This is a genomic window from Pseudoalteromonas rubra (assembly GCF_004212645.1).
In the GTDB taxonomy this organism is placed as follows: domain Bacteria; phylum Pseudomonadota; class Gammaproteobacteria; order Enterobacterales; family Alteromonadaceae; genus Pseudoalteromonas; species Pseudoalteromonas rubra_G.
On record NZ_PPUZ01000095.1, the window covers coordinates 1 to 19,228 of the forward strand.

At 49.4% G+C, this 19,228-nt stretch carries 16 protein-coding genes; 10 read left to right on the forward strand and 6 right to left on the reverse strand.

The window, feature by feature from the left end; all coding sequences use genetic code 11:
- Window positions 1-24: 24 nt before the first annotated feature.
- The 3 genes from C3B51_RS21820 to C3B51_RS21830 form a co-directional block, all read right to left on the reverse strand.
- Window positions 25-2,922, reverse strand: coding sequence for a transglutaminase-like domain-containing protein (locus C3B51_RS21820; protein WP_130246378.1), 2,898 nt, complete (start codon window positions 2,920-2,922; stop codon window positions 25-27).
- A 13-nt stretch (window positions 2,923-2,935) separates the two neighbouring features.
- Complete coding sequence (locus C3B51_RS21825; protein WP_130246379.1) at window positions 2,936-8,170, reverse strand: putative Ig domain-containing protein; 5,235 nt, start codon at window positions 8,168-8,170, stop codon at window positions 2,936-2,938.
- 171 nt (window positions 8,171-8,341) lie between these two features.
- Window positions 8,342-9,232 carry a LysR substrate-binding domain-containing protein gene (locus C3B51_RS21830; protein WP_130246380.1) on the reverse strand — a complete coding sequence of 297 codons (891 nt, stop codon included), beginning with the start codon at window positions 9,230-9,232 and terminating at the stop codon, window positions 8,342-8,344.
- Between the two features lie 139 nt (window positions 9,233-9,371).
- Between C3B51_RS21830 and C3B51_RS21835 the strand changes: the two genes are divergently transcribed.
- Window positions 9,372-10,136 carry an isocitrate lyase/PEP mutase family protein gene (locus C3B51_RS21835; RefSeq protein ID WP_130246381.1) on the forward strand — a complete coding sequence of 255 codons (765 nt, stop codon included), beginning with the start codon at window positions 9,372-9,374 and terminating at the stop codon, window positions 10,134-10,136.
- Here the strand turns inward: C3B51_RS21835 and C3B51_RS21840 are convergent.
- Entirely contained in the window at window positions 10,125-11,096 is a 972-nt protein-coding gene (locus C3B51_RS21840; RefSeq protein ID WP_130246382.1) for a LysR family transcriptional regulator, read from the reverse strand. The two genes, C3B51_RS21835 and C3B51_RS21840, sit on opposite strands and share 12 nt — an antisense overlap.
- Before the next feature lie 158 nt (window positions 11,097-11,254).
- Here C3B51_RS21840 and C3B51_RS21845 point away from each other — a divergent pair, with 158 nt between their 5' ends.
- From C3B51_RS21845 to C3B51_RS21865, 5 genes are all read left to right on the forward strand, one after another.
- Window positions 11,255-12,463, forward strand: coding sequence for an MFS transporter (locus C3B51_RS21845; RefSeq protein ID WP_130246383.1), 1,209 nt, complete (start codon window positions 11,255-11,257; stop codon window positions 12,461-12,463).
- Window positions 12,460-13,017, forward strand: a complete 558-nt coding sequence (locus C3B51_RS21850; protein ID WP_130246384.1) for a hypothetical protein — start codon at window positions 12,460-12,462, stop codon at window positions 13,015-13,017. The genes C3B51_RS21845 and C3B51_RS21850 overlap by 4 nt, the downstream gene beginning before the upstream one ends.
- A 4-nt stretch (window positions 13,018-13,021) precedes the next feature.
- Window positions 13,022-13,423 (forward strand): hypothetical protein, encoded by a 402-nt coding sequence (locus C3B51_RS21855; RefSeq protein ID WP_130246385.1) that lies wholly within the window; start codon window positions 13,022-13,024, stop codon window positions 13,421-13,423.
- The gene (locus tag C3B51_RS21860; protein WP_130246386.1) at window positions 13,416-14,012 is read left to right on the forward strand and encodes an SCO family protein; all 597 of its coding nucleotides are present in this window, start codon (window positions 13,416-13,418) and stop codon (window positions 14,010-14,012) included. The genes C3B51_RS21855 and C3B51_RS21860 overlap by 8 nt, the downstream gene beginning before the upstream one ends.
- 145 nt (window positions 14,013-14,157) lie before the next feature.
- A complete protein-coding gene (locus C3B51_RS21865) occupies window positions 14,158-14,511 on the forward strand; it encodes a hypothetical protein (RefSeq protein WP_125719750.1) in 354 nt (117 codons plus the stop codon).
- Between the two features lie 205 nt (window positions 14,512-14,716).
- On the opposite strand, the gene C3B51_RS21870 is transcribed toward C3B51_RS21865, so the two are convergent.
- Window positions 14,717-14,902: a hypothetical protein gene (locus tag C3B51_RS21870; RefSeq protein WP_010384442.1), complete on the reverse strand. Its 186-nt coding sequence runs from the start codon at window positions 14,900-14,902 to the stop codon at window positions 14,717-14,719.
- Window positions 14,903-15,141: 239 nt separating this feature from the next.
- On the opposite strand from C3B51_RS21870, the gene C3B51_RS21875 reads away from it, so the two are divergent.
- From C3B51_RS21875 to def, 3 genes are all read left to right on the forward strand, one after another.
- A complete protein-coding gene (locus tag C3B51_RS21875; protein WP_125719752.1) occupies window positions 15,142-15,687 on the forward strand; it encodes an isochorismatase family protein in 546 nt (181 codons plus the stop codon).
- Between the two features lie 15 nt (window positions 15,688-15,702).
- On the forward strand, window positions 15,703-16,662 hold the full coding sequence (locus tag C3B51_RS21880; RefSeq protein WP_130246387.1) for a GlxA family transcriptional regulator: 960 nt from the start codon (window positions 15,703-15,705) through the stop codon (window positions 16,660-16,662).
- Window positions 16,663-16,735: 73 nt separating this feature from the next.
- Window positions 16,736-17,251, forward strand: coding sequence for a peptide deformylase (gene def / locus C3B51_RS21885; RefSeq protein ID WP_130246388.1), 516 nt, complete (start codon window positions 16,736-16,738; stop codon window positions 17,249-17,251).
- Between the two features lie 68 nt (window positions 17,252-17,319).
- Here the strand turns inward: def and C3B51_RS21890 are convergent, their stop codons facing one another.
- Window positions 17,320-17,943 carry an FMN-dependent NADH-azoreductase gene (locus C3B51_RS21890; RefSeq protein ID WP_125719758.1) on the reverse strand — a complete coding sequence of 208 codons (624 nt, stop codon included), beginning with the start codon at window positions 17,941-17,943 and terminating at the stop codon, window positions 17,320-17,322.
- A 142-nt stretch (window positions 17,944-18,085) separates the two neighbouring features.
- Here C3B51_RS21890 and C3B51_RS21895 point away from each other — a divergent pair, with 142 nt between their 5' ends.
- Window positions 18,086-19,021, forward strand: coding sequence for a LysR family transcriptional regulator (locus tag C3B51_RS21895; RefSeq protein WP_165389221.1), 936 nt, complete (start codon window positions 18,086-18,088; stop codon window positions 19,019-19,021).
- Window positions 19,022-19,228: the final 207 nt, after the last annotated feature.

Here is a 19,228-nt window from a genome sequence, read left to right on the forward strand (position 1 = left end):
AGTGCAGCCACTCTCACGCTCCAGCTAGTTTCTACAAATTGAGCTATTTGCTACCGTCAACGGTGCATTACCAGCTAAAAGCCCAGTATACATCAACACGATCCCCATCAAAGGGGCAGCAAATATTCCAGCAATTGAAACGCCCACCGCAAGCATTATCAAACCACCTAAACCGGCACAACGATGATCTATGGCCCGGTAATCAAGGAGCAAGTCGACTAGGAGCAATACCGTAATTATTGCTGCCACATAGAACAAAAAGCTCAGTGCTACCGTACTGATCGCGCCAGCTACAAACCCTAACCACGTTAAAGTTCCCGCCGCATCATCAGATAAGAAGCCCCCGTTGGCCCCCCCAGAAATTTTATACGCCCCAGCCCCAGAATCCTGATCATAAATCACATACCCAGAACCATGCCATGTGCCAACCTGAACAGGACGCTCATGCAATAGCACTGTTTTTCCTGCCTGAACAGCGATGAGAATTTCACTCCTTGCCTGACTATCAATTGTCACTTGTTGTAAAGAATCCAGGTTGGACTGGGTCAGGGTATAGATCTTTTGTCCTAAATTGGAAGCGATGTTTAACGCAGCAATTGCACTGACACCTTGTCCAGTATTTCCTCCCTTGGTCAATAAAATTTCCGGAATACGATTTTCCAGATAAGAAGAAATACCACCGATATGCTTATTGAAAGTATGCCATGTATCCCAGCAATTAGTACTGGATTCGGTGTTGTTGCTCAATTGATCTACATCCATCGTAAAACCAATTGGTTCAACACGAAAAGGAACTCCAAACCGGTAACTCACAGATAAATTGGTTGAAAATGTGCCATAACTTGGCTGACGGTAAGTCACCATCTCATCTACTACGCTAGCGATGACGTTTTGTGCTTGTGTGCTAGCAAAATAGGTATAAATCCCAGCCTGGAGAAAACTGCCTACGGCCTCGTGACGAGAGATATTACTCGTCTGCCCACTTTCCAGTCGCTCTTTTAAGCGTATGAACTGATTTTTCACATCTCCCATTATTTCTCTGCTAACACCATGCGCATCTATACCAATCCCATGGTATTCACCCGCAATGAGGGGACTGGCACTCAATTCCCAGCCAAATCGGGGGCTCCAAAAACCCATAGATGCCTGCAATTCATCGCCAATTGCAAAATTGCCCCCGGATACAACTGTATTGCCAGAAATACTAATTTCAGCTTTAACGTTCGCTAATCCATAAGGAAATGTCTTTGGTAATTGTGACACATCACTCAAATCTGAGGGCAAGTAGTTTCTTAAGAGCTCGCTGTCCGCTCTTGTTGCCGGGGTAAAGGACAGTGCTGTTTGATAGCCCAGAATCTCAGGTAAACTTTTCTCCAGCCTAATATGAGTTTGAGGCAGGCCAGAAGCACCCGATTGCAACTCATACTTGAACTTGTGACGTAAGTTATCAGGAATGTGTTTTAATGCCTGACTGGCCCGAATAGTATGGTAGGGCAGAGTGGGTAATACCACTCCATTTTGCTGAAGTATTACTTTTTCCCCCAACACCTCCTGAACAGTAGCACCGGGAAAAGACTGTTCTAAGGCATTTTCCAATTGTAACTTTGCGCTTTGCAACTTTGACTCAAGCCCTCCCCGGTTTAAGTGTTTAACCCAACCTTCAATCTCATTCTGCTCAGCCCCATCCAGTAACGAGTCTGTCAGGCTGCGCCCATCCAACTGTAGTGCAGCCTTTAAATCCACACCCTCACTATACTCATACTGCTTAAAACTCGGATCCGCCGCATGCCACTGACCATCTTGGTAAAACTCCACCCAAACGTGTTCGAGACCGTAGGAAACCACAGAGTCTTCGGCACCTTTAATAATCACATTAGGGACACCGCCTTGCCCGAGCAGGTTTTGTGCGGCTTCAATAACCGCCACACCGCCTACCCAGTTTTTCACCTGTTCCGGATCTACCTCGACAGAGCCATATACATAACGGGCAGGCACACCCGACAGGCGCAGCAGCGATATCATCAGGCTGGCCTGATCAAACGCATTGCCTCGCTGGGTCTGACGCGTATAGTCCGCCCCCTGAATGGAACCAAAAGCCGGGACATATTCAATGTGGTTGTATACATATTGGTAGATTTGCACGGGATCAGAGTTCAGGCTTGCTGCCAGCTGTTCAAGCTCAGCCGTACGTGCTGTATCCACATTCAATGCCAGATAGGCACTGAGGTCCTGAGACTCAGCCCGCTGCAATGCAGACATTGCCAGGCTCTGAGGTGCAATGCCTAACCTCGCCTGCAGTGCCTGGATACTGTCTGCAGGACGGTGTGCAACGTTTGGCAAAGGACCAAAGGGAAGCTGGTCATTGTCATATTGATGGTGCGAACGACCAAACTGAATATTACTCAGGTACCTCTCCAATGCCTGTGCATCCGCGAGGTTTGCACGCTCTGTCTGGGTCTGGCGCTTGAGGTTGTCGGCAATCACCGGCCAGTGCGCCTCATAGGCGGCCAAAATCCGCTTGTTCAATGTCATTGCAGCCTGATCCTGCTCAGCCATTGCCTCAGCCAGTTGCTCGTGGATCTCTTTGTGACTGAGCGCGGCCAATGTGCTCAACTGTGCTCGCATCGCCTTCAGCGACTGGCGATATATGGTCAGCACCTGCGCTCGCTGAGCGGGCATATCGGCATACTTGTTCACGTAATAAAGCGCTTTTTCCGTGTTGTCTTTAAGCACCTCGAGCTGCGTCATGAGCTGATCGGTATATGCTACCTCGTGGCCCTGCTGCCCCATGGCATAACGCATTGCCAATGCCGAAGGTGAATAAAACACAAATAGCATGCACAGCACCAGGCCATAGGTGATCAGCGCCAGAATACCCCTCTGCGCTCGTATATTGTCTAGCTGTATTGTATGGTTTGTCATAATCTTTTCCCTGTTAACGACACTTGCGGCGATTGAACGGTCCTGGTGCCGTCACCGCGATATTAAACTGCTGTGAAACAGACTGACCGGTAATATCACGCACGCTTACCGTCACGCTGTGGATCCCGACCTGTGTGGTCTGCGGCTGCCAGGTAATAACCCCCAACGCATCAACAGCCATACCTTGCGGTGCGCTTTGCAATTGATAAATCAGGCTATCGCCATCTGGGTCTTGCGCCGTCAAAGTGTATCGGTACACTTCATCCGTTTTTGCCCTTCCCGGTGGCTCACTGGTGATCACCGGCGGTTGACTGTCCCCCTGATAGCGGATGGTCAGGTTAAATTGCTGCTCGGAATGGTTACCCACAGGGTCTGATACCCGGACTTGCACTGTATGAACGCCTAAGTCCGCAACATCAGGTCGCCAGGTGAGCTGGTTTTGTGGATCCAGCTGCATACCGGCCGGTCCATCAAGTAACTCAAAAGTTAAGGAGTCACCATCCAAATCCTGCGCACTCAGTGGGTAAACGTACTCTAGTCCGGAGTAGCCGCTCAACACTGGCTGGCTGGTAAATGCCGGTTTATCGCCCGCATTGACGGACACATTGAACTGCTGCTGTACATAGGCCCCATACTCATCAATCACTCTGACGGTAATGCTTTGTGCGCCAGCCTGAGCCAAAGTCGGCGTCCAGCTGAGCAATCCCTGAGCACTCAGAGTAACGCCCTGAGGCACGTCTCCTAAGCGATACAGAAGCTGGTGACCATCTTCATCGGTGGCACCGATCTGATACAGATAAGTTTGCCCAACAAAGGCACTAAAATCTGGCGATGTATGGATCACTGGTGGGTGGTTATTTGCCAACGCTCTGACTAACACAGAAAATCGCTGTGTAACGCCTGCACCCAGTGCATCCTCTGCAAGTATCTCAAATTGCTGGCTGCCCAGTGATGCGGCATCCGGTGTCCAGAGCAGCTCATTGTTTGCATCTAATACAGCCCCTTCGGGCGCACTTAGCAACGAAAAGTAAATGGGGTCACCGTCTGGGTCTGTAGCGCTGAGTTTATAACTGTACAAAACATCCACAGCCGCAATACCAACTGGCGTACTGGTAAACCCTGGCGCCTGATTAGACGGATAGTAACTAAAGGTAAAATGTTGTTCAGCAAAGATCCCCTGCTCATCAATTGCCCGCACGCGCACGGTATGCAACCCATCGATTTGCGCACTTTGTGGCCACACCAACAATCCCTGAGGTCCTACTGTCATACCTTCAGGTGCCTCTGCCAGTTGGTAGGTGAGGGCACTCCCTTCCGGATCTGAAGCCTCTACCTGATACTGTAAGCTTCCATCATCGGCACCCACAAACTGAGCTGAGCTAGTAATCACCGGAGGTTGGTTGATGCTTTCAGAGACCTGAAGTTCAAATGCTTGTACAGTGGTCACGCCACCTTCACTGGTTGCAGCTATCGCAACGGCGTAAACGCCAGGCTGTATCGGTGTCCAGCTCACTGTACTGGTTTGGACATTCAGAACCATTTCCTGTGGCGCGCTTATCAGCGCCAATGTAGCTGGCATCCCATCTGATGTACTCACTTGTATCTGATAGCTAAAGGTATCGCCAAGTGCCATAAAGGTAGACGGAACAGACGTGAACTCTGGCGCCACACCGGTGCTTCTGACTACCAGATTGAATGACTGAATGGCAGCCAGATTCTTATCGTCAATCACTTCGATGATCACTTCATGCCCGGCCTCAGTACTGGCCATATCCGGACGCCAGACCACCTCTCCCGTTTGCGCATCAATCGTCATTCCTTCGGGTGCAAGTGCCAACTTGTACGTCAGCGCTGCGCCACGATCACTGCCAGCGACAACCTGATAGTAGTAACTGGCACCTACTTGTGCATCCCTGACAGGTGTACTGCTGATAATTGGCGCGCGCAAGAAATCAAGTACGGTTACTTCAAATTGAGTGGTCACAACCTCCCCCGCGAGATCCTCTATCGCCGCCTCAATAAGGTGCGGGCCTACATCAGCCTGACCAGGTCGCCAGGTGATCACCCCACTGGAAGGGTTGATTTCCATCGCCTGTGGCTTATTCACTAAGCTAAACAGCAAACCTTCACCTAAATCTGGATCACTCACTGCTAATGTTTGGCTATAGCGCTCACCTACTTCCAGCGTGACCGGTGCGACTTGTGCTATTTCTGGTGCAGCGTTAATGTCCTGAACATTTACAGCAAACCACTGACTATCGGTCAGGCCTTCACTGTCGGCAACCGTAACCTGCGCCACATACGCCTCCATCAGGTTATTATTGCTGACACATTCATCACTGGCCGTTGCCACCACCACACGCACTTTGCCATTAATGGCTTGTGGTGCCAGATCGCTTAACTGCACCGAAGTCATTGCTCCGACTTCGACTACCCCGGGAGACACCTGACCGAGTAACTGATCATTGCTATAAAAAGCAACCACAGCATCATCTAAACTGACTGTTAACCCTCGATTTAGAAGCGTTGCGCTTAGCGTTAAAGCGCCTGATGGGTTTTGCTTCACCGATAGTAAGTTAGGCTGCAAATCAGACTGTAGGATCGGTGGTAGCTGATCAACGATTTCTTTGACTTTGATATCCACCAATGCCTTCGAGAATGACGAGGCCCGCAAGCCACCAGCGCGCAAAAAATTGAGATCCCAGGCTGCACCGCCTGTTAGAATAGCCAGATCAACATAGTCACTTACCGTCGTACCATAACCGGAGATTGCGGTGGCATTTTCACAGGTGTAGTAATCTCCCTGCCCATCGGCAACATATCCCACACCATTGGCGGCAATACCAATTGCAGACGTGCCGTCACCGCATTGAAACGTCGCGTTGACCACTGCATTTAAAATCACGTTTGACTCTCGAAGACGGGTCAACATACCATTTATGTCCAGCGCAAGCGTATTATCCCGATCTTCATCAGTGACCAAAATCAAGTTATGTGCGGTTTCATCACGTAAAGGATACGTATCGAGGGTCTCGGACATAGCCCGATATCCATCTTCCGTACCACCATATAAACGCAATTGACGCGACAATTCGGTAAAACTATCCGCCTCAACCACATACTGATCCAGATAGGTTTTGTACGAAGGACGAGCTTCATAGCCGACCAAACCATACAAATTACTATACGCATTGCCAACGCCAACATCGCGTAAACCTGCTTCTAGTGCGGGCACAAGATCATCCATCCAACGATGCTCACCACTCATAGACCCTGACTCATCAACAACCAAGAAAATGTCGGCAGCTCCACTGACACGCGTTGTTTTATCCTGGACTATGCGGCAATAGGGATTGTCAGCTAAACGCCCTTGTGGCAATAACTCAGGCGCAGGCCAGGCTACCAGTCCGTTGTTTGGGTCGATACTCATCCCCGTTGGCGATTGAGTTAAAACATAGCTCAGCTGCTGGTCCCGGTCGTCCGTAGCACTGACCGGATAGTGGTAGTCTTGAAACTCATCAACCAGTTCAACGGCTTGTGATGTAATCTCAGGTGCTCGATTGCCCTGAGTAGTAAGTCGGACAATGAATTGCTGAATGCCACTAAGCCCCGGTAAGTCCGTTACCTGGACAGTAACCGAGTATTCTCCAAGTTGAGACTGCTCGCCTACCCAATCCAGCAGCCCGGTCTGAGGATGGATCTGCATTCCTTCAGGGCCGTCAATCAGTTCAAACCTGATAGGATCCTGATCAGGGTCCTGAGCTATCACGGCATATTGATAGTGGACACCTAATATCGCCTCGGTTATGGGTACTGAAGTGATCATCGGTGCCTGGTTGCCTGGTGCGCTCACTTGAATATTAAAGCTTTGAGTATCACTGGCCTGTCCGTCAGTCACCCGCACTACTATCAGATGAGTCCCAGTTTGCGCAGCCCCGACCGGCCAAGTTATTTCACCACTTTGTGCATTAATTTGCACACCCACAGGAGCCTGTATGAGTTGATAGCTCAACGTGTCTCCGTCGGCATCGGTCGCCATTACCGGATATTCATAACGTGTATTAATATCAGCCAGTGTAGGTGGCACCGAAGTGATCACGGGAGCATAGTTGTCCGGAGCGTTAACCGTAACAACGAACGACTGAACATCGAAAGCCGCTTTGTCATCTGCGGCTCGCACAGTAAATGAATAATGCCCAGGTGTGACCTGCTCGGTCTCCCAGCTGATCAAGCCTGTCCATTCATTGATTTGCGCCCCCTGTGGTGCTAGCTCCAATTGATAAGAAATAGGATCCTGATCAGCATCTTGCGCGACGACCGCATAGCTATAAGTGTCCGGCCATTGTACCGAGATATTAGGGTCTGAGACGATAACAGGGGCTTTGTTAAAGCTGACTAGGTCTGATAAATCCCCCTGAAAACGCACACTACCCAAGTGCATAGACCCGTGCCAGCTGTTGGCGATGACGGTTGCCTGCGCATCTCCATGTGGCGCTTCTATGTCGGCATTTGGTGCCAGCACAACACCTTCAATACTAATCCCGGCGATACTCAGCGCTGTAGCCTGATAAAAATTAAAAATCGTTCTCGACCTGTGCGGCAACAAAGTCGCCAGACTTTTATTTTTAAAGACAACGCTGTCACCAGAAACGTTAAAAATAACCGTCGCGTTATCTGGAATACACTGGACATCAAAGGTGTGAGCTACATTGGTTTGACTGCCATCCAGAGTAAACACCTGGGTGTCACTGTGACAATCTCCTTTTAGGTATAAGCCACCCCACTTAAACTCCACTATTCCATTCGCTGTGGCCTCACTAAGTTGCGTAGAGACAGCCTGAAAATGAGGCTTACTATCAATAATTGATGTATCCAGAGGCTGATTTTCAATCTCTGTTCCGGATGGTAATCCAGACAACACGGGATAGGCAAAGTTGACTTCACCAGCTACTCTCACCTGGCCGCGGTAAAGGCGGCCATTATCAAAAGTGGCATTGCCTTCAACCAACAGCCCATAATCCGCTGTCAGCGTGGCTGCATGTGTCGCCAGACCATAACCATTCAGTGATAGATCTCCCCCCACGGCCAGGCCACCTTCGGCATGTCCGCTCCCCGCAGTAAAATCGCTAAAAATATAAGCACTATAATGACTGGCAGCGGTGAGAGCGCTATCCTCCTTCGCCTGAAGTGGCGTGAGTATAGTCACCGACAACAACATAGTGAGCGACGAAATAAGCTTCCTTTTCATCCTTTTCCTCTGTTCAAATGTTTTTGAAAGGTCAAATACAACCGTGTCTAAAAACTGTACAGGCGGTACTGTAACAACAAAAAGCACAATTTATAAACAAAAGGATGAGGAATTAAATTAACTTTGTTTTACATCAAGTCTGAGCATAATTTCAGCACAGAACATATAACGCTATATCTCCTGCGCCTTTAACCAGGTCATAAATGCCTGTAAACGGGCCAGGCGAGCCGAATTAGGGTCGTACACCAGGTAGCGCTTCACCGGGTTTGGGTGGGGCAGTTTGAAAGGAATAACCAGTTCGCCACTGTCGAGCTGACGACGACATAAGTAGGGCACCGCCAGAGTCACGCCATGACCGCTGGCCACTGCGCTGAGTGCCATATCCGTGCTGTCTACATAAGTCCAGTGAGGGTGGTCAACATACCCCGTTACCTGTTGCGCCTCAAACCAGCTTGGCCAGTCGTATGCGCCGGGCTGCGCCAAAGATACCAGCCAGGTCGCCAACAGATCGGCCGGAGTATTGAGTGACAATGACTTTATCAGCTTTGCCGAGCATATCGGCAACACAGGTGAAGCCCCGAAATACTCACAGGCCAGCGCGCTCGGGGTGTGCTTTTCTACCTGTGTGCCGAATCGGATCGCCAGGTCAATGCGGGCGTGTTGTAAATCTTCAAAGCTGGCGGATGAGTGCAGACGAATGCGGATCTGCGGATACAAACTCGCGAATTCCTGCAATCTGGGCATCAGCCACAGAGTATTAAATGCCTGGGTAGAGCTGATGCTGAGCTCTCCCGCCAGCTCCTCCTGACGCAGGCAGTTTATGCCCTGATCTATCCTAGTTAAGGCAGGCCCGGTGTGCTCCAGCAAAGTTTCACCCGCACGGGTTAGCTGCATATTACGCCCGGCTCTGACAAACAATCGCTGCCCCAGCTGTTGCTCCAGCAAGCGCATTTGCTGGCTGACCGCAGCCTGTGAAATACACAGCTCAGCCGCAGCCAGGCTATAACTCTGGTGTCTTGCCGCGCACTCAAAGGTGACCAGCAAATTGATATTTTTAAACACGACTGAGGCAATTCCGGCTTCATGAAAAGCCGTATTATAAGCAGGGCTTATAGTACAAGTCGATTTTTATCGTTGGTCTTTAAGCGCCCATATCCGCATTATGAGGTCCGAAAAACAACAACCTAATCAGCGAGATAAGATGCAAGCATTCAAACAACTCCATCAACAAACAACCCCGTTATTACTGGCGAATGTGTGGGACGCGGCCAGTGCCAAAGCAGCGCAGCAAGCAGGGTATCAGGCACTGGGGACTTCCAGCGCGGCGGTGGCCAGCGTACTGGGTTACGAGGACGGTGAACAAATGGCTTTTGAGGAGCTACTGTTTATGGTTACTCGAGTCAGCAAAGCGACGAACTTGCCCCTGAGCGTCGATATAGAGGCCGGTTACAGTCGCGACCCACAACAAATTGCTCAATTTATTGAACAACTGGCGGAGCTGGGTGTGGTGGGCATTAATTTCGAAGACAGTGTGGTCATCAATGCAACGCGCGCCCTGACAGATAGCGGTGAATTTGCAGCACATTTAAAAGCCGTTCGCCATCACTTAGCTACACAACAGACCAATATGTTTATCAATGTGCGCTGCGATGCTTTTTTATTGGGTCTCGACAATGCCCGCGAGGAAGCACTGCACCGGGCCCAACAATATCAGCAAGCGGGCGCCGATGGCTTGTTCCTGCCCTGTATTACCGAAAATGCGGACATTCAGGCCATAACAAACGCCTGTTCACTCCCTTTGAATGTGATGGCAATGCCCGGATTATCAGACGTTAATACGCTTGCCGGCCTTGGGGTTAAACGGATCAGCATGGGCAACTTTGCGTTTGAAAACGCGCATACTCACTTGACTGACATGCTCACACAGCTCCGCTCACAGGGCAGTTTTACCGCCTTATTTGGCTGAGCAGCTAAACTGAATTTGCGAAGGCCAGTGCTGTGCCCAGGTGTGGGTCGGGGTTTCTTGTTGTGCTTCCAAAGCCGCGACCAAAAAGTCCAAAAAAACCCGTACTCTGGCAGGCAAATATTCCCGCTTAGGGTAAATGGCGAACACGCCACCCTCTGGCATGGGTGCCCTGAAAGCGGGATAGAGGGATACCAGCGCGCCGCTTTCCAGCCCCGCTTTGGCCAGAAAGTGTGGTAACTGCGCAAACCCCAGGCCATCGGCACATAATTGCGCCATGGCCTCACCATCATCGGTAATATGCGTGCGGTTTAGCTCACAAAGCTGATATTCTCCGTGCTCATCTGGTAAAAAAATGGGTTGCAGCTGCTGTGTTTCTTTGATTTTAAAGCCAATCCAGGCGTGCTCAGTAAACTCGGCATAATTGGCTGGTGTGCCATATTGCTCAAGATATGCAGGTGAGGCGCAGACAACAAAGTCCATCGGGCTCAGACAGCGGGCAACCAGTCGGCTATCTTTGACGTAACCGGTACGTAATGCCACATCAATATCCTGCTCAATGATATCCACATGCATATCGTCGAGAGACAGCTCCAGTGTGATCTGGGGGTAACGCTGGCAAAATGCTTTGAGTAACGGACGCAAATATAGATGACCATAGCAAACGGCACTGTTGACCCGCAGCCGTCCTTTTGGCGCATCATTGTGCTGCCTGAGTTCTTCTTCGCAGCTGCTCAATGCCTGGATACTTGAGCGTACAGTTTGCGCGTAATGCCGCCCGGCTGCGGTGATCTTCAGTTGCCGGGTAGAGCGCTGAAACAAGGTCACACCCAGCTCAGCTTCGAGCCGACTCACGGCTTTGCTGATAGTTGACGGATCGGTGTTGCAAACGCGTGCTGCTGCCGCAAAGCTCTGCTCGTCACAGGTGGCCAGAAACAAGGTCAGTGATCTCAGTTTATCCATATAATCAGTCCTGTGCGTTGGGTAAACACCAAACTATACCTCACTATATCAGCAATAATTCATGAATAGTATTCACGACTAAATGGCTAAATCGCTGGTTTTTCCGCCTCACTGAACCACTTAGAGTAATCACAAAGTGACTCAGGAGGCGACAGACTATGTTACAGCACACTGCAAACCATGCAGACAACTCGGGATTCAGTTATTTTTGCCTGGCATTCGTTGCCATGGCCGGACTGGCCTATCTCAACTTTTTACCCGCCGTAGTTGATGCGCTGGCAGGCGGGATTGGCTTTTCCGCACAGCAGGCCGGTACTCTGGTGGCCAGCAATGGTTATGGCGCATTAGTGGGCAGCATCTGCGCTATCTTTGTGGTTCGCCATATTGGCTGGAAACCCGCTTTACTGTTCTCCTTCATCGCATTAGGCGCTATGGAGCTCAGTACGTCAGCATGGAGCACTTACACAGGTTTGCTGGTCTGGCGATTTATCGCCGGGGTACTGGGTGGCTTTAGTGTTGGCATCTCATTTGCCATCCTGGCGCGTTTAACCAATCCGGACAGAGCCTTCGGCACCTTGCTGTTTATTCAGTTCAGTATCGGCTCGGTGGTGATCTATGCCGTGCCAGCACTTGAACGCCTGCTCGGTGGCTACGCCGTGTTTTATATCATGGCTGCAGTGGTTTTTATCGCCATGCTTTTTTTGCCCTTGCTGCCAGCCTTGCCGGCGACACATAACCCCAAACAGCATTCAAACCGTCTGCGTTTCACAGCCAAAAGCGCCCGATTGCTGCTGACGATGCTGCTCTATCTGATTGCGGCCAGCGGGATTTGGGCATTTGCAGGCCAGATGGGCCTAAGTGCAGGCCAGTCTCAAGCTCAAGTTAGCCAGATCATTGCACTGACCGGTTTACTGGGACTAGCAGGCGCATTACTCCCCATTCTGAAACCAGGTCAGACACACCGCACACTGTATTTATGTGGCGGCATATTGCTCTCTTTTATGGCTGCCTTACTGCTCATTTATGCGCATTTTGACCTGGTCTACATGCTGGCGTTAGCGCTGCTATTTTTTTCCTGGCCCGCGGTGCATGCTTACCTGCTCGCCCTCATCGCTGAGCAGGATAGCTCAGGACAGCTTTCATCCGTCGCAGCCGTGGTATCCAGCATCGGAGTGGCATCTGGCCCACTCCTTGGTGCGGCACTATTAAGAAGCGATGTCTATACCATGATGCTATGCACCTTTGCAGCCCTGTTTACCCTTTGTCTGCTCTTGCTGCAACGCCCGTTAAAAAGCCCCGCGCAGCGTCATTCACAGCTAAGTACAACCGCCAACCACAAATACCAAACCACCAGGAGTATCCGATGATCAAATACCTACTGAACAAAATGCTCATATCAATGCAAAAAAAATATGACTACGACGTCACGTATATGCAGGACATTCTGTCTACGGATCTGAATGCCTTTTTTAAGTACCTGAAATTTCAGTCCATGGCGGGTTATCGTGGAGGTTTGCCTGCGGCACCTTTATATGCCGCCAGGTTACGCGCCATCTTATGGGACGACTGCGGCCCCTGTACTCAGCTGCTGGTCAATATGGCACTGGAAGCGGGCGTGCCTGCAAACCAGATCAGCGCAATCGTCAACAAAGACCTGGCTGCATTGCCCGATGAACTGGCTCAGATAGTGGAGTTTACCGATCTGGTGTTAGCCCATGATCCCGATGCCGATGACATTCGTCCGCATATTCGTGCCATGTGGGGAGAGCAGGGGCTGATTGCTATCGCGTTTGGTATCAGCTCTTGTCGTGTCTATCCGGCCCTTAAATATACGCTAGGGTATGGCAAAGCATGCAGCCGTGTGGTCGTGAATGAGCAAACGCTGACGCCATCTGACAAAAACCGTTCAGTAACAGGATAATGCTATGCGAAGTCAAACCACCACGGCCGCCGCCGTCTTGCTTGGACTGGCGGCGCTGGCCAACGGCGTGTTTATGCTGCTGTACCCGCAACAGTGGTACTGGAATGTGCCCGGTGTGCCTGACCGGGGGTTCTACAATCAGCACTTTATACGTGATATCGGTATGTTCTATATCCTGATTGGCGGCGCGTTTAGCTATGGCGCTTTTTATGCACGCTACCGTTTTCAGCTGTGGCTGTTTCCTGCTTTATGGTTGAGCAGCCATGCCCTGTTTCATTTTTGGGAAGTACTGGTCGGGATCTGCGGGCCTATTTTTCTGTTAATTGATTTTGCGGGCGTTACCTTACCTGCGTTAATGGCGCTGGGGTTGTGCTGGCAAGCAAAGAAGGCAGAGACCGATGCATAACAAATACGCGCTATTGCTCACCCTGCTTGTCGGCTGCGGACTCGGCGTGCTGCTCCCCATTACGCAACCCGTGCAACCCGGCACCGCACAGGCCATGATACAAAAAGCCGAACGTCCCCTGGCACCATTTGAGCTGCAAAGTGCATACGGCCAGTTTGATCAGCGCGTGCTGCAAGGGCAATGGACAATCATGATGTTTGGATTCACACATTGTCCGGATATTTGCCCAACCGCCTTGTCCCACTTAGCCGCACTGGAAACACAGTTAACAGCACTTTCCATCCCCCAGCAGCCCAGGTATGTGTTTGTATCTGTCGATCCACAAAGAGATACCGTTACAGCACTCGACACCTATGTACGTCATTTCAGCCCTTCATTTATTGGTGTTACCGGTCACCCCGGCCAACTCAAGCTACTCGCTCGAAGCACAGGAGCACAATTTCAGGTAAATAATGCCTCCGACAACTATCAGGTTGCACACTCTACCATGCTTCTTTTGCTTGATCCGAGCGCGACGCTGCGGGGCCGATTTAATATTAACCAAGACCTGAGCGAACTCGCAGTTCAATTGTCCCACTTTCTAAACTAAGTAAGGAGGTAAAGTATCTGTATGATTAACACTCAATTGACAGCGATGTCAATGTTGGTATTTTGGTGTTTCTATTTAGGGTTTAGCTGTCCCCTGATGGAAGAAAAAGAACGATATAAATTAAACAAGGAAAAAGGATAAAGTTATGAAAAAAGTATTGCTATCACTTGCTATGTTGACCCTGTCTGGCACAGCAGCTGCTGCGGATGAATGTGGTTACTGGGAAACCTACTATGTTAAGAATTGCTCAGTGGAACAATCTTACCCTGTGACTATTTGCCACTTTTACACCGATTACCCTAACCAGGGAGCACCAAACAGCGTCACAACCAATTACGATGGCCATGTTTCTTGCCCAGCATCTTATCTATGGTGGGATCTGGATCGCACAGAGCACACTACCAGAACACGTGTTGTTCAGGATCCTAACAGCTGTGTCTGGGAAGCGAAACGCAGATGGGTTTTCCATGACAATGCACCTGGCTACTGCCGCTTCTAAAATCAGTTTGTAAAGGGGCTTTACGCTCTTTGAAATAGAGCTGAGGTTTTACAGACAAAGAAAAAGGCAGCCGCTGGCTGCCTTTTTTCGCGATTAGTTCGCTTTTTTGATCGCTTTTTTCAGCTTTTTGATTTTCGCTTCATGTTTTGCGATCTTACCAGTACGTTTTTGTACTTCTTTCTTTAGCTTTTTAACATCAACTTTCTTAGCCATCTTGATCTCCTTTGACCGGTTTCTCTTGTTCTGGCTTGTGTTTTTTCACAAACCGCTTAATAAACTTTCTGATCTCGCGGGAAGAAGACGTATCCAGCTCATTGCACAAGGCAACAAACTCATCTCTTTGCGCTTTATTAATGCGCACAATCAACTGTGCATCTTTATTATTTGCCATACTCTGCTTCCTGCTAAGAAGGCAACCTGTGTGGCCACCCTCTGTGTATATACAACGTATATACATTATTGAACACTGTCAACCCGGATAACATTAAAGTGTCATATTGGTTTATTTTCAGCGCACTGAGAATATGGCCAGATAGGTCTTATTTACGACTCTGTTTAGGCTCTTCCGGTAGTATGAAACCCATTACACTGGGTCTCGAAAACATGACGACATAATCAGGAAAATACATCATGAATAAAGCACTACTTGTTATAGACACTCAGGATTCCTTCTATCATACGCCTTACTGGTCGGAACGTGACCTTGCAGACTTTCAGCACAACCTGACTCAGCTGATAGCGGCATTTCGGTGCAATCAGCACAAAGTGGTAAAAATCCTTCATAGCCGTGACGATATGCCGGATAGCCCTTTCAATCCGGCATCCGGGTTGGTTAAACCCATGACCTTTTTGGATACATCGTTTGATAAAACCTTTTATAAGTCTGTCCACAATGCCTTTACCGATACAGGGTTGGCTATGTGGTTGAAAAGAAATAACATAGATTGTGTGGCCATCTCGGGGATCCGCACTGAGCAGTGTTGCGAGACTACCGCCCGCGTCGCGAGCGACCTGGGTTTTCAGGTCGAGTTTGTCACCGATGCGACCCTAACATTTGATATGCAACATCAACCAAGTGGTCAGCACTTTAGTGCCGACGAAATCAAGGTCCGTACCGAACTGGTCTTGGCCGAACGTTTTGCCACAATCTGCAAACCTCGGGACTTTGTGGCCTGAAAATAAGGAAAAAAGATGCCAGCACCGCAGCAGTTTTACTTTGTCCTGTTACAAAATACCTTACCGCTTGACCTGGCAGGACCATTGCAAGTACTGCTCGAGGCCCGTCGTGCCGGGCTGTCACTTGATATTCATTATGTCAGTGCCCAGGATGAGCAGGTAATGGATGGTGGCCTGGCATTGCATCAGCTCAAGCCGCTCCCCGAGCGGCTAAATGCTTCGGATGTGATCATATTACCTGGCTGCAACCATTCATTTTCTAGTTATGACAGCGCAGCCGGAATTCGCACCCAGCAATGGCTAAAGTCACAGGCCAGATATGACCCCTATATACTCACTATTTGCTCGGGTGCCGTATTAGCGGCCAAAGCCGGCTTGATGGATCATAAAGCCTGTACAACACATTTTGCGCTAATTGAGCGCTTTCGTCAGGCCTTTGTGACGGCCAAAGTGAGCGATAACCGCATCTTTGTGCAGGATCACAAGCTATTTAGCAGTGCAGGCATTAGCTCGGGTATAGATATGACGCTACATTTTGTCTCTTTGCAGTTTGGCGAACAAATTGCCGCTCAGGTCGCCCGGGAGATGCTGGTCTATTTTCGTCGCAACGGACAGGACCCTCAGCTTAGCCCCTGGCTGCGTTATCGTAATCATATGCACCGTGCCCTACATCAGGTGCAGGATCAGGTTTGTCGCCAACTCAATCATCCGCACAGCCTGCAATCACTGGCAAACCAGGCCAACCTCTCGGTTCGTCAACTCACCCGTGTGTTCAAACAAAACCTGGGGATCACCCCGGGTGAATATGTCAGTGGCATTAAAGTGGCACATGCCAAAGCCCTGCTATCTCACAGCAACCTGCAAATTGAAGCCATTGCCGATGCCTGTGGCTATAGCAGCACACGCCACTTTCGTCGCGTCTGGAATCAGTTTGAGTCGCTTTCTCCTTCGCAGTACCGACAGGCCTGCCAGTAGCGCGTGGGTTTCACTGGATTTACCTTTAATTAAGCATTAAGCTTGGCTTTTCATCGAGATAGATAGCAATAAGATGGCAATATTAGAGATTCTAACCGCCCCCGATCCAAGGTTGCGCATAGCAGCCAAACCTGTCACCGATGTGGCATCTGTACAGACACTGATAGACGACATGCTGGAGACTTTGTATGCCACCAGCAACGGTATTGGGCTGGCAGCAACTCAGGTGGGTCGAGAAGAAGCCATTGTGATCATTGATCTTTCGGACCAGCGTAATGATCCGCTGATCCTCATTAATCCAGAGGTCGAGAGTGGCAGTAACAAAGCAATGGGGCAGGAGGGCTGCTTGTCTGTGCCTGATTACTTTGCCGATGTTGAGCGCTATACCGAGGTCACAGTGTCAGCACTGGATCGCAATGGCAAACCCATTACAGTACAAAGCGATGAGTTTCTGGCCATCGTGATGCAGCATGAAATCGACCACTTGTCGGGCAATCTGTTTATTGACTACCTGTCGCCACTCAAGCGTCAAATGGCGATGAAAAAAGTTAAAAAATACGTCAAGGCACACAGTAAACAAAGCGCCTGAATCAATTATAGCTCAAATACCAGCCAATCAGGGTCAATTTAACATAAAGCCTGGCTGGCTATTGAGGCTCAGGCAATTGCACCTATCCACTGATCTACCTGGGCTTTCGCCTGTTCGGTCGCCACTTCACTGCCAATATCCGGCATACTGATCCCATATGCGGTGATCACATCAATGTTCGTAATACCAATAAAGCCAAGCACCTGCTTCAGGTAGGGCACCTGAAAGTCGACAGAATGCATTTCCGGCAGCGACATATCGGCACCGGCACTGGCAATGATCACCGCCTGTTTACCTTCCAATAGTCCTTTCGGTCCTTGCTCTGAATATGAGAAGGTCAGCCCGAACCGGCAGATCTGATCTATGTAGTTTTTCATCAAACTCGTGACACTGAAGTTGTGCATCGGAGAAGCGAAGACAATAATGTCAGCCTGTTTCAGCTCATCAATATAAAGCAATGATGGCTGTGCTATCTCAGTTTGCTCAGCAGTGAGCGCATTCTGATCGCCATAGAAACTATTGAGAATTTGATTATCATAAACCGGCGCCGGGGTTTTACTCAGGTCTCGTATTGTAAAAGCCAGGGTTTCATTTGAGTTTTGCAATTGTGCTTGCAAATAGTCCGCTATCTCACTGGATACAGAAAACTCATTTGCAGGACTAGACTTTATAATAAGCACTTGTTTTTTCATAAATATAGCCAAACTAACTCGATATTTTCGGCTATTATTACTATTTCTCTGATAACCAAAAAGCGCCTAAATTACAAATCAGTTTTGTCTTTATGACAAAAATAAACTAGATTACCTGAGATGAATTGCACCTTGGATCATGATGGATAAACTCAGAGCGCTACGCTATTTTAAACGTGTTGTTGAATTAAACAGTTTCAGTGCGGTTGCCGAGGAATGCTCGGTACCGGCTTCCTCGGTATCAAGACGCATCCGGGATCTGGAAGCGTCGCTTGGGATCGAACTGGTCAAACGAACGACTCGCCATGTTAGCATTACCGATCTGGGCCAGCTTTATTACCAGCATATCGACGAAATCCTCAGCAGGCTAAACTATGCCGATGAACTGCTCTCGCAAAGCATGGATAACCCGAGTGGCACACTCAAGATAAGCGCACCGCCCGGCCTGGCTCAGGCACTACTGGTTCCTTTGCTGCGACAATTTAGACAGGCCTTTCCTAATATTTTGCTCGACCTGGATTATACCAATGAATATGCATTGTTCGGCCAGGACTCCGTAGATCTTGCTATCAGGGGCGGGCCCATCGACGACGCCCGCCTGATAGCCAGGCCGCTTATTCGCAGTGGCTTTACATTATGGGCACATACTCAACTGGCCAATCAGCTTAACACGAAATTCGGCTCAGCCAATTGGTCGCTCGAACAGCTATCACAGTGTCCGGCCATCATGTTTCGCAATAAAGCAGCCATTGTGCCATGGTGGGTGCAAACAGGGGACGACTGGCTACCGGTATCGACAAACCCCGTTCTGATCAGTAATGACAGCGCGACCTTACTGGATGCGCTCGCTCACGGGGAAGGCTTGTTGCTGGCACCCGACTGGCTGCTTCCGGCGCATCTGAAAGAGCAGGTTACACCAGTTGCCAGACACCTTAGCTTGTCGCCAGCCAAGACACCGCAGGTAGAGATCAACCTGGTATATCAGCATGCCAAATATCAGCTCCCGAACATAAAACTCAGCGTTGACTTTATCTGTGACTATATGCGTACTCATATGGCCGATATGGTAAAATCCTGATCCAAGCTAAAACAATGAATTATCAGACTTAATTTTTACTTTTGAGGTGATATGCCCGTGATCACAACGGCCCTCGTCAGATCACTTTTTTACTAACTGAGTTTCTTATAACAATTTGCTTAATTAAGTGTTCTATTTTGAGGCGAGAAAATATTGTCGATAACAAGGCGAAAATTTTGCTGTTTAGTTGTTCTAAATGAGAAATTT